This window comes from Gammaproteobacteria bacterium (assembly GCA_014075255.1).
Classification (GTDB): Bacteria; Pseudomonadota; Gammaproteobacteria; order UBA4575; family UBA4575; genus JABDMD01.
In genome coordinates this window covers 1,416,156-1,429,990 of sequence record CP046178.1, presented here as the reverse complement: position 1 = coordinate 1,429,990, position 13,835 = coordinate 1,416,156, and the positions used below count along the sequence as shown (strand labels likewise).

The following is a 13,835-nucleotide window of genomic DNA, read 5'->3' as shown; positions in this document are numbered from 1 at the left end:
TTTTTATAGCGTTTGTCAATGGTTCGGATCACGTGTTAAATAAATCTTCTTGTGAATTAGCTTTTATATATTGCCGTATCCACTGCCTAACAAGGCGAGAAGCGCTATCGTCTTCATCTTTAACCTGGCGCATAAATTCATCACGTAGATCACGAGATATCCTTACTTGCAATAGGGCTGAATTTTGAGGTCTTTTCTCTTCGGGTGGTGTCATTTCATTATCATTCGAATATCATGATAATAGTATGACAAACTTCACATAACTATACAAAAAAAGTGGTTTCAGAAGTTCTCGGAACGTATTGATATATATAGAAGCACGGCATTATTCCGAGGCATATACCTCTTTAATAAGATTATTATTAAATACTAATATATAAGCTCCTACCCAATCTTTAATTTAAGTCTTCAATTAATCAGATATATCGATGGATAATTTACTGCGTTTACTCAATATTATGCAGGTGCTGCGTGATCCAGAGAATGGCTGTCCTTGGGACATTCAACAGACGTTTGCCTCTATCGTGCCATATACGATTGAAGAGGTGTATGAGGTTGCTGATGCCATTGATCAGCAAGATATTGTGCAATTGAAAGATGAGTTGGGTGATTTGTTATTACAGATTGTTTATTACACGCAAATGGCAAAAGAGCAAAATCTATTTGATCTGGAAGATGTTGCGGCCAATATTTGTGACAAGTTGGTACGCCGTCATCCGCATGTGTTCGATAAACAAAATTCAGAAAATAAAGATTGGGCCAATGAAAGTTGGGAAAAGATTAAGCAGCAAGAGCGAAGTGAAAAAGCAGATGAAACTTCGGTAAGTTTATTAAGTGATATTCCTGTTGCTATGCCGCAATTGCTTCGTGCAAAAAAAATACAAAAACGAGTATCTAGTGTCGGTTTTGATTGGCCAGATCTTTCTGGAGTAATTGAAAAGGTAGAAGAAGAATTAAATGAGTTAAAAGAAGTTATTAATACTGATAATAAACAAGAGGCTCTTGAGGAAGAGTTAGGTGATTTATTGTTTTCCGTTGTTAATATCAGCAGACATATACATGTTAATGCTGAAGATGCTTTACGCAAAGGCAATATAAAGTTTATTAAACGATTTCAGTATTTAGAGGAGCAAGTTCGGTGCGAAGGTAAGCTCATAGCTGATTATTCATTAGAAGAGCTAGAGCAATTTTGGCAACAAGCGAAAAAAGTTACTCAGAAGTAAAACGCATCGAGAAATCTATTGCTTGAACATGTTTGGTGATTGCGCCAATAGAAATATAGTTCACGCCAGTTTTTGCAACTTCACGTATGTTTTCTAAGGTCATATTGCCTGAAGCCTCAAGTTTCTTTTTCCCATCCGTTGTTGTAACAGCATTTTCTAGCTCAGCTAGGGAAAAATTATCAAGTAAGATAACATCAGTCTGAGTTTGTAATGCTTCTTTTAGTTGCTTGGCGTTTTCTACCTCAACTTCTAATTTAATAGAGGGGTATTTTTGCTTGGCCTCGTTCACTGCTTTTGATACAGACCCTGCGGTTGCAATGTGATTTTCTTTAATCAAAATTGCATCGTATAAACCCATGCGATGATTCTCGCCACCACCACATCGTACGGCATATTTTTGTGCATAGCGCATTCCTGGCAGTGTTTTTCTTGTATCCAGTATTTGCGCATTAGTGCCTGATATCCGATCCACATATATTTTGGTTTTAGTAGCCGTGCCAGATAAAGTCTGTAAAAAATTTAATGCAGTGCGTTCACCCGTTAAAATGGCTTGCGCATTCCCATTCAAAGTGCAAACTGCTACATCTTTATCTAACTTGTCACCATCGTTAAGATCCCAGTTGATAACAATGTTGGGGTCGAGTTTATGGAAAGTTAATTCGAACCAGTGTTGTCCGCATAGGATAGCCTCTTCGCGGCAAATGACTTTCGCTGAAGCCATTTCGTTATTGCTGAAAGAGGCTGCGGTGACATCTCCGCTACCTATATCTTCTTCTAGTGCAGCATTGACGGCACTATTGATCGCTTTTAAAGCATCCTTGCTATGGTTGGGTAAGTCCATTTCGTATTACTTTTTAACAGCTAAAGGATTAATTTTTATTTAAATAATCTTTAGTTACTTTGAAGATAACAGGGCTTAACAATGCAAGTGCAATTAAGTTAGGTATTGCCATAAAGCCATTCATTACATCTGCGAGTAACCAAACAAAATTAAGTTTAATGAGTGCACCGGTCATTACTGCAACCACCCAAACTATTCTGTAGGGAATAATAACACCAGTGCCAAATATATATTCTGCACAGCGTTCGCCATAATAGCTCCAGCCAATTAATGTAGTGAACGCAAAGATGACTAAACCAATCGTTACAATATAGTTTCCACCAGCAATACCTTGCCCATAGGCTAGTGTCGATAATGCAGCGCCAGTTTCGCCACTAGTCCAAGCTCCTGTTAAAATAATCACCAATGCGGTCATGGTGCAAACAAGAATAGTGTCAATAAAGGTTCCTAGCATTGCAATCATGCCTTGGCGCACGGGGTCATCTGTTTGCGCGGCAGCATGTGCAATCGGGGCGCTGCCTAAGCCTGCCTCATTAGAAAAAATACCTCGTGCGACACCAAAACGAATTGCAGCCATTACAGCTGCGCCTGCAAATCCACCAGTAGCAGCAGTGCCACTGAAGGCACTGGAGAAGATAAGGCTAAATGCGTCTCCAATCCCTCCAAAATTCGCAAATATAACGAGTAGTGAACCTCCGATATACGCTACTGCCATGACTGGAACAAGTTTTCCAGCTACTTCACCTATGCGTGTAACGCCACCGATAATGACGAGTCCTACAAGTATCGCTAGTACAATGCCTGTGATCATAGGGTCAACATTAAAGTTGCTATGTAGTGCGTCGGCTACCGAATTTGATTGCACCATATTGCCAATACCAAATGCTGCGATGGTGCCAAATAGCGCAAACATAAATCCTAGCCATTTCCAATTGTCGCCTAAGCCGTTTTTAATGTAGTACATGGGGCCACCTTGGCGTTTACCCCGTGAATCTACTTCTCGATATTTCACTGCTAATACCGCTTCTCCATATTTTGTAGCCATACCAAACAAAGCGGTTACCCACATCCAAAAAATGGCCCCGGGTCCACCTAAGAATATTGCGGTTGCCACACCTGCAATATTTCCTGTACCGATGGTTGCCGAGAGTGCTGTCATTAATGCTTGAAAGGGACTAATGTCGCCTTGGCTTTTATCAGCTTGTTTTGAAAAGAGTAATTTAAAACCATGACCAATTTTTAGCCATGGCATTAGTTTTAAGCCCAAGGTTAAGTAGACTCCTACGCCGAGGAGCAAGAACAGCATGATGGGCCCCCAGATAAAACTACTTAACGTACTTAATAGTGATGTTAATGCTTCCATTAGATCCTCCCTCAATAATTTACTGCAGCAAATTATTTTTTATGAAGTATGTTGAAAATATATAAAGCTAAAGAGTGTAATTCTTATTTTTATTTAGCTTTGTTAGTAATGCTGCAATTTCACAGCTATTTATAGACAGTTTCAAATTAGACTGTTTCTAGTTGCAATGCTACCCTGATTTTAAAGTGATATCTAATGGATTTGTCTCTGCAAAGTAAACGGTTTCATATACATGAATTACCCGCCCAAGATTCATCTGATGTGTTGCGACAGGATGTCCAAGAGGGTTTATTTGAGCGCCCGCGCAGCCTTCCGCCTAAGTATTTTTATGATGATGAAGGTTCTAAGCTCTTTGATGCCATCTGCAAAACGCAGGATTATTACCCCACAAGAACAGAGGCAAAATTATTGCAAGAGCACGTTGCATCCATAATTGATGTTGTAAAACCGAACTCTTGTGTAGAGCTTGGTGCGGGCACTTCTGCAAAAACTGAAATAATTTTATCTAAGCTAAACTCAAGTTTAGATTCTTTTTCATATTTAAGTATAGATGTATGTGAAGAGGTGTTATGCGAATCTGCACTTCGCTTGCTAGATAAGTATGAAAATTTGCACGTTGAATCGGTTGTTGGGGAATACATTCCTGCAATTCAAGCTGCGCCAAAACTTAAAGGTCCAGTTCTTTATGCATTTATCGGCAGTTCAATAGGCAACTTTACTGAACAGGAGTCTATAGTACTTTTGTCAGCAATTGCCAAAAAAATGAATACAGAAGATTATTTTTTGATTGGCATGGATCGTGTAAAAGATAAAGGTGTTCTTGAACGCGCATATGATGATAGTGAAGGGGTTACTGCAAAATTTAATCTGAATGTTCTGAATGTATTAAATTATAAATTAGGTGCTAATTTTGATTTAAATAAATTTTCTCATCAGGCACTTTATAACGAGTCATTGCAGCAAATCGAAATGTATCTAGTTTCACAATGTGAGCAAGATGTAACTTTCCCTACGCTTGATAAAACAGTTTCTCTAGAAAAAAATGAGAAAATACTTACTGAAGTAAGTAGAAAATATACTAAATCGTCTATTAAAAATTTATTTGAAAAAAGTGGCTTGCAAGAGGTAGAGCATTACGAACTTTTTAATAAGTATTTTTCACTGGTGTTAGCTAAAAAGAAGATGTAGTAGAAACTAGGAAGCTTAGAGGCTTTAGTTGCACACCAATTTATTTAAGGATCCTCCTAGTTAATATAAATATTAAGATAATAGATTTTCCATTAAGGCTTTCTGGGCATGCAAACGATTTTCAGCTTCATCCCAAACTACGCTCTGTGGTCCATCAATTACTTCTGCGGTCACTTCCTCGCCTCGATGTGCTGGCAAGCAGTGCATGAATAAAGCATCTTTGTTGGCTAAAGAAAGTAGTTCTTTGTTGACTTGGAAAGCTTGAAATTCTTTTTGTCTTTCGTTTTGTTCATTTTCCTGACCCATGCTAGCCCAAACATCGGTGACAATAAGGTCAGCATGTTTAACGGCTTGGCTTGCATCCTGAGTAATCATGATTCTGTCTTTGGCTTTATTAGCAAAATCCGCATTTGGGCTATATGTTTTTGGACAGGCAATATTTAACTGAAAATCTAGCTGAGTTGCCGCGTTTATATAGGAATGGCACATATTATTGCCGTCTCCTATCCAGGCAACCGTTGCGCCTTTGATGTCGCCTCGATGTTCAAACCAGGTTTGCATGTCCGCTAACAACTGGCAGGGGTGAACTAAATCAGTCAATCCGTTAATTACGGGTACAGAGGAGTGCGCGGCAAATTTTTCTACATTGCTGTGTTCAAATGTTCTGATCATTACGCCGTCTACCATGCGTGATAAAACGCGCGCGCTATCTTCAATTGGTTCGCCACGACCAAATTGTGTGTCCCTGGGAGAGAGAAAAAGAGCGTGGCCGCCTAGCTGCACCATGCCTGTTTCAAAAGATACACGTGTACGAGTGGAAGACTTTTCAAATACCATTGCCAAAGTTTTGTTTTGCAGAGGCGTATGGCTAGTTCCGTTTTTAAGTAATTTTTTTAGTTCAACTGCGCGCGTTAACAGTGCCCGTAATTCATCAGGATCGAAATCTAATAATGTTAAAAAATGACGAGTGCTCATATTGAATGAATGTTATTAAATTATGTTTGCGTCACAGAAAAATCTTCAATGCAATTGACTAGTATTTCAACCATAGTGTCTGCATTCGATTTATCAAATATTAATGGTGGTAGTAAGCGTATAACACGTTCCGCAGTTACGTTAATCAATAAATTCTGTTTTAGGCAGCTATCCACTAGCTCGGCGCAAGATGCATTCATTTCTATGCCTATCATGAGCCCTTTGCCTCGCACTTCTTTGATTAGTGTATTAGAAGAAAGCTTTTCTTGTAACTCGCTAACGATATAGTTACCCAGTTGCTCGGCATTTTTGATTAAATTATTTTTTTCAATGGTCCCTATCGTGGCCAAGGCAGCACGACATGCTAATGGATTACCACCAAAGGTAGAGCCGTGGGAGCCGGGAGAAAATAAATCAGCGACTTTTTTCGTTGCCATGCAGGCGCCAATTGGCACCCCATTGCCTAAGCCTTTTGCAGTTACTAGTACATCGGGTTGTATGTTTTCATGCTGAAAACAAAACCATTTTCCAGTTCTGCCGTTACCCGTTTGCACTTCATCTAACATCAATAAAATTTCATGCTTCGTGCATAAGTCTTTTAGTTTAGAAAGGTAATTTTGTTGTGGAATAATAACTCCGCCTTCACCTTGTATCGGCTCAACTAATATAGCGGAGATGCTGGTATTGTTATTTATAATATTTTCAACAGCGGCTAAATCATTGTAAGGTGCTCTTACAAAACCAGGTACAAGTGGCTCAAATCCAGCATGTGCTTTTCGGTTTCCCGTTGCGGTAAGTGTTGCCATCGTTCGCCCATGGAAACTGTTTTTCATTACGATAATGGCAGGTTCTTTGATGTTTTTATGGTGTCCGTAAACGCGTGCTAATTTAATGGCAGCTTCGTTTGCTTCTGCGCCCGAGTTGCCAAAAAACACAGCATCCATGCCGGATAGCTGGCAAAGTTTCTTTCCCAGTTTTTCCTGTAATTCAATTCGATAGATGTTGGAAGTGTGCATTAATGTTGCAGCTTGGTCGGCAATGGCTTTTGCCACGTCTGGATGCGCATGTCCTAATCCACACACAGCAATGCCTGACAAAGCATCTAAATATTTATCCTGTTGATCAGAGACTAACCACACACCCTCGCCACTTAAAAAAGTGATCGGTTTGCGTGCATAAGTCGACATCAAATTGTGCTCATTCTTTGGCATTCAGATTTACATAATTACTTAGGTCAAAATAAAAACGGCAGCTATAAAAGCTGCCGGAGGCAAAATTATACTGCTGTCTAAAAAATAAGCAAAAAAACCCGACTCTAGCGGAGCTAGGGCCGGGTTTAGCTCTATTTGGCTACCTTATTCAGGGTTAGAGCAGTATTTGAAAAAGCTCTGCTTTAGAAAAATAACCCGTGCCCAGGCGCTACCATGCAAGCCAGCATGGGAATAGATAGCAAAGTGTTGGTGCGAGACGCCATGAAAGCGATCTTTTTCGCAGTAGCTTTCTCATCATCACTCGCTTGTTTTATACCAAGTACTTTTTTCTGGTTTGGCCAAATTAAGCCCCACACATTTAATAACATGATGGTGCCAAGCCACGCGCCTATTCCAATGATAGTGATTCCATTGGTAAAGAAGAAGTTCTCCATAATTCCACCAACATAATGTAAAGCGGCTGCACCGGTTATCCAAGTAGCCAATGCGCCCCAGCGAAACCATGCTAATGCACGTGGCGCTACATATTTACCTATCGCGGCGGGTCCTGGTCCGTCGCTGTCTGCAGCGGCTTCACCTAATGCAGGCACCTGTACGAAATTAAAATAGTACAACAGACCAATCCAGGTAATTCCTGCAAGGACGTGAAACCATACAATTAGTGACCAAGCGTGTAATGCATTTGGATCAAATGCGAATGCAATTATGATTGCAAGAATAAAACCAGCAATGATTGTGCCGAGTATCGAGTTTAATGGATTCATTGATTACGCCTCTCTAGACTGAATATAGTTATTATTTGAATTATTTTTCTGGAATAGGTCATATTGACTTATTCTTATTTGGCAAGATTATAACCAACCCGATCTATAAACTTAACTATTATTATAAGTGTATGAATCCTGTGCAATTAAGCCTGCGGATGTGAATAACAAACGGTCAGGTATGGTTATATCTGCATTATCACTAAGATTAATCAAAGGATTATAAATGTGCGGCGTATGTGGTGAATTTCGATTTGATGGAAATGTGGTGGAGCCGCAGACATTGCAGCGCATGCTTCGGCCACTGCGAAATCGAGGTCCAGATAATGAAGGCGTATTTCAATCCAAGGCGATTGGTTTAGGGCATCGTCGATTATCGATAATTGATTTGTCGGCAAATGCTAATCAACCGATGCTAGATAGCAATACCAATCTTAGTATCGTATTTAACGGCACGATTTATAACTATCCGCAGTTACGTGAACAGCTCAAGCAAAAAGGTCATAGTTTTGTTTCTACTGGCGACACTGAAGTTATTCTTAAAGCATATGCAGAATGGGGTAAAGATTGTGTAGAAAAGTTAATCGGTATGTTTGCATTTGCAATATGGGATGATGCTAAGCAAGAATTATTTATAGCGCGTGACCGTTTAGGTATAAAACCTATTTACTACAGCCAAACCGAGAAACATTTTCGTTTTGCATCCAATACGCAATCACTGCTCGCGGCAGGTGATGTAAATACGCAATTCGATGCTATGGGTTTGCATCACCATTTAACCTTGCATGCTGTCGTGCCTGCGCCGACTACCATTCTAAAAGGTATACGTAAAGTTCCGCCAGCTCATTACATGTTAATTAATCAATTTGGGGAAGTGACTACTGAGCGTTATTGGAAACTTCGTGCAGATAATGTTGATGCTCATCGTGATGAACAGGAATGGCTGCATGATATTCGTGCTGCGTTAAGTTTGGCAGTTGAGCGTCGACTTAACATTGCGGATGTCCCGGTAGGTGTGCTGCTTTCAGGAGGGTTAGACTCTAGTTTGTTAGTCGGTCTATTAGCTGAGTCAGGAGTATCTAAAATACAAACCTATTCGGTTGGATTTGAAGATCAGCCTGAAGAACAAGGCAATGAATTTGAATATTCTGATGCAGTGGTTGAACAATTTTCTACTCAACATCATAAGTTCTATATTCAAAACAATGAGGTGCTACAAAGACTTCCGCATGCAATAGAGCAGATGTCAGAGCCTATGGTTGGGCAAGATGCCGTAGCCTTTTATTTGCTCGCGGAACAAGTCAGTCAGCATATTTCAGTTGTGCAATCCGGCCAAGGTGCAGATGAAGTGTTTGGGGGTTATTTTTGGTATCCCTTGATGCAGGCTGAAAAAAACTTTTCAGTTGAAAGTTTTGCTAAACATTATTTTGATCGCACTCATGTAGAAATGACTGAAACTTTACATCCGGATTTAATCATGGAAGATTTTACTGTTCAAAAAGTCTCGCAATTATTGGAAGAAGCAAATACTAAAAATTTTTTAGATGCAGTGTTGCATATGGATGTTACGACCTTGGTTGTGGATGATCCGGTTAAACGAGTTGACAATATGACGATGGCATATGGCCTAGAAGCGCGTGTGCCTTTCTTGGATCATGAGCTAGTTGAATTAGCGATGCGTACGCCGACGAAATATAAAACTAAAGATGGCGGGAAATTTTTGCTTAAAAATATCGCGCGGGGTTTGTTGCCAGATAAAGTTATTGATCGTAAAAAAGCTTACTTCCCTGTGCCGGCTTTAAAATATGTGCGTGGGGAGTTTCTAGAATTTATGTGTGAAATATTGAGCACAGATGCGTGTAGGCAGCGTGGTTTGTTTCAGCCTGCGTATATAAACAAGCTACTGAATAAACCTGAAGCGTTTATGACTCCATTGCGAGGTAGCAAACTGTGGCATTTAGCCTTATTAGAGTTGTGGTTACAGCGCAATGTGGATACAGCTATTGCCAGCTAATTTAAGCACAGTAAAATAATAATCAGATTATTAAACAAATATCGGAGCTAGATGAAATGGACGTATTAGAGCGCATAAAAGAACAAGTGGAGTCAAACTCAGTCGTTCTTTATATGAAAGGTACCCCGCAAATGCCGCAATGTGGTTTTTCAAGTCGCACTGCAGAAGCGCTAAAATCATGTGGTCATGAGTTTGCATATGTGAACGTGTTAATGGATCCGGAAGTTTTTGAAAACTTACCAAAGTTTGCTGATTGGCCAACCTTTCCTCAGTTGTATATTGATGGTGAACTCGTAGGTGGGTGTGACATCACCATGGAGTTGCATGAGAAAGGTGAATTGCAAAAAATGGTTAGTGAAGCAATAGACAAATAAAGTTAACCCAACAATATTTACCCAATCTAATTCACTAGAATGCTAACTATTTTTTATAGTGGGTAACTGATTGCGCATATTCATGATCTTGCAGAATACATCGGCAGTTTTTTCAGCATCATAGACTGCTGAATGTGCACAGTTGTTGTCCCATTCTATTTCTGCAGCCTCTACTATTCTAGATAATACGGTTTGTCCGTATGCCATTGCGCCGAGGCTAACCGTATCTAAGCAGCTAAAAGGATGGAAAGGGCTATTTTTAATCCCGGTGCGTGTAGCCGCTGCGTTGAGGAAACCTAGATCAAAAAAAGCATTGTGGCCGACTAAAATCGCGCGAGTGCATTTATTTTCTTTTACATGTTTACGTACGGGTTTAAAAATTTCAGGTAAGGCTTGTTTCTCATCTAAAGCGAGTCGCAATGGATGATCTGGGTCGATACCATTAACCTCTAAAGATGCGGGTTCTAAATTTGCACCTTCAAAAGGTGTTACATGGGTAGAGAGGGTTTCTTTTCTAACCAGTTCGCCGTCTTGATTGATACTTATTAATACTGCGGCAATCTCGAGTAATGCATCGGTGTTGGAATTGAAGCCTCCTGTTTCGACATCTACGACAACTGGGCAAAAGCCGCGCAGTAGATTGGCGAAAGGGCTAAATTCTTGTGCTATTTCTTCGCTCACTTGGTAATGCTTCACCCATATATGTTTTCACTTGTGGGGCCTTGTCATGGTAATGTCTGGCATCGAGTTATAATTCAACATTCATATTAAACGTGCACTAAGTGCATCAATAAAATACATACTATGTCATCAGTTCGTAAAGTTGTACTCGCCTATTCGGGTGGTCTAGATACCTCAGTAATTCTTAAATGGCTGCAAGAAGTCTATGACTGTGAGGTAGTCACCTTTACTGCCGATATTGGTCAAGGAGAAGAGGTTGAGCCAGCACGTGCTAAGGCGCAAGCGCTAGGCATTAAAGAAATCTATATTGAAGATCTCACTGAAGAATTTGTAAAAGATTACGTATTTCCAATGTTTCGTGCCAACACCGTCTATGAAGGTGAATATCTATTAGGAACATCTATTGCCAGGCCATTGATTGCAAAACGTTTAGTTGAAATTGCAGCTGAGACTGGTGCAGATGCCGTGTCACATGGCGCAACCGGCAAAGGTAATGATCAAGTGCGCTTTGAATTAGGGGCTTATGCGTTAAATCCTGATATTAAGATTATTGCACCCTGGAGAGAATGGGATCTTAACTCCAGAGAAAAACTATTGACCTATGCCGATAAGCACAATATTGCAGTGGAGCAAAAGCGCGGTAAAAAATCCCCTTATTCGATGGATGCTAATCTCTTGCATATTTCATATGAAGGTGGGCCATTAGAAGATCCGTGGTGTGAGCCTGAAGAGGATATGTGGAAGTTAAGTTGCTCACCTGAGAATGCGCCAAACGATCCGACATATTTCGATATTGATTTTGAGCAAGGTGATGCGAAAAGTATAGATGGCAAAGATCTAACACCTGCGCAATTGCTCACTGCGCTTAATTCAATTGCATGTCAGCATGGTGTGGGTCGCCAAGACATTGTTGAAAATCGTTATGTAGGCATGAAATCACGCGGTTGTTATGAAACACCAGGCGGCACGATTTTGCTAAAGGCGCATCGTGCAATGGAATCACTAACCATGGATCGTGAGCTTGCACATTTAAAAGATGAGCTTATGCCGCGGTATGCCAAGCTAATTTACAATGGCTATTGGTGGAGCCCTGAGCGACTGGCAATGCAACAGCTTATTGATGCTACTCAGTCAAATATTACCGGAACCGTGCGTATAAAATTATTTAAAGGTAATGTTAGCGTAGTGGGGCGCAAGTCTGAGAATCATAGTTTGTTTGATGCTAATATCGCCACCTTTGAAGATGATGAAGGTGCCTATAATCAACAAGATGCTGAGGGTTTTATTAAATTGAATGCTCTACGTATGCGAATAGCGGCAAAATCTTCTAGACATCGCGGCTAAATCAATTTACAACATCAACTATTATTATTTTTTATAATTCATTATGGCTAAATATCTAACTTTCTTAATATTAATCGCTTTACTAAGCGGTGGTTGTGCTACGTCGCCCGACATTGTCGCGGATGATAGAGATCCTTGGCAAGGCTTTAACCGCAATGTTTATAGCTTTAATGATGCGCTCGATCGGACGTATCTAGTGCCTGCGGCTGAACTTTATCGTGGAGTAACGCCAGAATTTGCCGAGAAAGGCGTACATAATTTCTTTGCGAATTTAGGTGATCTTGGTGTGGCGTTTAACAACACTCTGCAATTCAAATTTCTAGATGCAGCTTCTGACGTGGGTCGAATAATCGTTAATTCAACAATTGGTTTGTTGGGTTTTATGGATGTAGCGAGTCGCATGGGATTAGAAAAACATGATGAAGATTTTGGTCAAACTTTAGGGTACTGGGGGATGGGAACAGGCCCTTATGTCATGCTGCCATTTTTTGGTCCAAGTAATTTGCGCGATGGTCCCGGGAAGGTGGTGGACTCATTTATTTATCCTCCAAATTGGGCCGATATAAAAACTTCTGAACGTAATGGTTTGTTCGCATTAAATCTGGTCAATACGCGTGCTGAATTAATGGTTACGGAAGAAAAAGCTAAAGAATTAAGCCGAGACCGGTATGTATTTATTCGTGATGCTTATCTAGATAATAGAGAGTTCAAGGTGAATGATGGCCAGTTGTCAGCTGATGAAGGGCTTTATGATGAGTTGGAAGACGAATAACATTCCTCAGTAGTTAATTCCCCAGAATAGTATGAATTGTGGCTAAGTGCGTTGTATGCAGCAAGTCTGCCGGGCCATTTCATTCATTGCACAAATCCTGTCTGCCTGAATATCAAGGCACGCGAAAATGTCTGCATGATGTATTTTCTGACGGTGTGTCGTCAGAGGAAATGTCAGTAGATGTAATTGCAAACATAAGATCTTGCAAGTCTACAGCACAATTTTTGGATTCCCAATTTAATGAACTGGTTGCTAAGGCTTGGCACAAGCAAGCAGATATTGTCGTCAAAGATTCTTCGTATAACCTTGTAGCAACTAAAAACTTATTATGTATTGCTGATGAGTTTGGTATTGATAAAGCAGATGACGACGACTATAAGTTAGTTCGTTTGTTAAATGCTGAATATCTAGACCGTATTCAAAACAACCAATTCATTGAAAAATCTTTTCCACAGGTATTGGAAGGTATCGAGCTAGGACAAGGTGAACGGGTTGTATGGGAATTTAAAGAGACTGCAAAATCAGAACCACAAAGGCATGCGCAAGAAAAACAATGGACTGTTTTTAGTTCTGTGTTAAATAATATTTTGATGAGAAAACGTTATAATGAGTTAGCAATTAAAATCGAAAAGTCAGGTGTGTTGATTATTACAAACCAAGGACTTTTTTACAAAATCAACAACTCCATTTCGCAGACTAAGTATTCAGAAATTCATTCCCTTACGCCCATGAAAAATGGTGTAAGGGTGCAAGCAAACCTAAGTGGCGCAATGCCAGATACCTACGTTACAGGTGATGGTCGTTTTACTTATGCCTTGCTGCAATATGCGCAAGGTTTGAATCGTTAGTGTTAGCCGCCAAAAATTCGTTTCAACCAACCCATTAACCCGCCGCTACTTTGTGATGGTTTGCTTTGGTTGTTCTTGTTATTAGAAGAATCGTAGTGTCGACGAAGAACAGAGTCTGTGGGAATTGCATTACTCATAGTTATACCCTCTAAGGTTATTTTTGGAATCATTAAAGTTGTTGGGGCTTTTTGGGCTATCAGCTAGCCAAGGTCATTTTCTGCTTTCGTATAGGGTGGG

Annotated in this window: 14 protein-coding genes; 7 read left to right on the top strand and 7 right to left on the bottom strand. The window is 40.1% G+C overall.

Going from position 1 to position 13,835, the window contains the following annotated elements; genetic code table 11:
- Positions 1-28 precede the first annotated feature (28 nt).
- Entirely contained in the window at positions 29-214 is a 186-nt protein-coding gene (locus tag GKR92_07275) for a hypothetical protein (GenBank protein ID QMU61508.1), read from the bottom strand.
- Between the two features lie 214 nt (positions 215-428).
- On the opposite strand from GKR92_07275, the gene mazG reads away from it, so the two are divergent.
- Complete coding sequence (gene mazG / locus GKR92_07270; GenBank protein QMU61507.1) at positions 429-1,223, top strand: nucleoside triphosphate pyrophosphohydrolase; 795 nt, start codon at positions 429-431, stop codon at positions 1,221-1,223.
- On the opposite strand, the gene nadC is transcribed toward mazG, so the two are convergent.
- Complete coding sequence (gene nadC / locus GKR92_07265; GenBank protein ID QMU61506.1) at positions 1,210-2,064, bottom strand: carboxylating nicotinate-nucleotide diphosphorylase; 855 nt, start codon at positions 2,062-2,064, stop codon at positions 1,210-1,212. The two genes, mazG and nadC, sit on opposite strands and share 14 nt — an antisense overlap.
- Positions 2,065-2,092: 28 nt before the next feature.
- The gene (locus GKR92_07260) at positions 2,093-3,427 is read right to left on the bottom strand and encodes an amino acid carrier protein (GenBank protein QMU61505.1); all 1,335 of its coding nucleotides are present in this window, start codon (positions 3,425-3,427) and stop codon (positions 2,093-2,095) included.
- A gap of 195 nt (positions 3,428-3,622) precedes the next feature.
- Between GKR92_07260 and egtD the strand changes: the two genes are divergently transcribed.
- Entirely contained in the window at positions 3,623-4,615 is a 993-nt protein-coding gene (gene egtD, locus GKR92_07255; GenBank protein ID QMU61504.1) for an L-histidine N(alpha)-methyltransferase, read from the top strand.
- Positions 4,616-4,687: 72 nt separating this feature from the next.
- Here egtD and argF read toward each other — a convergent pair whose 3' ends face one another.
- The 3 genes from argF to GKR92_07240 all read right to left on the bottom strand — a co-directional run bounded on the left by argF (position 4,688) and on the right by GKR92_07240 (position 7,565).
- A complete protein-coding gene (gene argF, locus GKR92_07250) occupies positions 4,688-5,590 on the bottom strand; it encodes an ornithine carbamoyltransferase (protein ID QMU61503.1) in 903 nt (300 codons plus the stop codon).
- A gap of 20 nt (positions 5,591-5,610) precedes the next feature.
- Positions 5,611-6,777 (bottom strand): acetylornithine/succinylornithine family transaminase, encoded by a 1,167-nt coding sequence (locus tag GKR92_07245; GenBank protein QMU61502.1) that lies wholly within the window; start codon positions 6,775-6,777, stop codon positions 5,611-5,613.
- A gap of 206 nt (positions 6,778-6,983) precedes the next feature.
- A complete protein-coding gene (locus GKR92_07240; GenBank protein QMU61501.1) occupies positions 6,984-7,565 on the bottom strand; it encodes a hypothetical protein in 582 nt (193 codons plus the stop codon).
- 226 nt (positions 7,566-7,791) lie between these two features.
- Here GKR92_07240 and GKR92_07235 point away from each other — a divergent pair, with 226 nt between their 5' ends.
- Both GKR92_07235 and grxD read left to right on the top strand, forming a co-directional pair.
- A complete protein-coding gene (locus GKR92_07235; protein ID QMU61500.1) occupies positions 7,792-9,579 on the top strand; it encodes an N-acetylglutaminylglutamine amidotransferase in 1,788 nt (595 codons plus the stop codon).
- Between the two features lie 56 nt (positions 9,580-9,635).
- On the top strand, positions 9,636-9,953 hold the full coding sequence (gene grxD, locus GKR92_07230) for a Grx4 family monothiol glutaredoxin (GenBank protein ID QMU61499.1): 318 nt from the start codon (positions 9,636-9,638) through the stop codon (positions 9,951-9,953).
- Positions 9,954-9,995: 42 nt separating this feature from the next.
- Here grxD and GKR92_07225 read toward each other — a convergent pair whose 3' ends face one another.
- Positions 9,996-10,634 (bottom strand): ribonuclease T, encoded by a 639-nt coding sequence (locus GKR92_07225; GenBank protein ID QMU61498.1) that lies wholly within the window; start codon positions 10,632-10,634, stop codon positions 9,996-9,998.
- A gap of 123 nt (positions 10,635-10,757) precedes the next feature.
- Here GKR92_07225 and GKR92_07220 point away from each other — a divergent pair, with 123 nt between their 5' ends.
- The 3 genes from GKR92_07220 to GKR92_07210 are packed head-to-tail and all read left to right on the top strand — an operon-like array spanning position 10,758 to position 13,598.
- The gene (locus GKR92_07220) at positions 10,758-11,978 is read left to right on the top strand and encodes an argininosuccinate synthase (GenBank protein ID QMU61497.1); all 1,221 of its coding nucleotides are present in this window, start codon (positions 10,758-10,760) and stop codon (positions 11,976-11,978) included.
- Between the two features lie 43 nt (positions 11,979-12,021).
- The gene (locus GKR92_07215; protein QMU61496.1) at positions 12,022-12,750 is read left to right on the top strand and encodes a VacJ family lipoprotein; all 729 of its coding nucleotides are present in this window, start codon (positions 12,022-12,024) and stop codon (positions 12,748-12,750) included.
- Between the two features lie 38 nt (positions 12,751-12,788).
- A complete protein-coding gene (locus GKR92_07210; protein ID QMU61495.1) occupies positions 12,789-13,598 on the top strand; it encodes a hypothetical protein in 810 nt (269 codons plus the stop codon).
- The last annotated feature ends 237 nt before the right edge of the window (positions 13,599-13,835 follow it).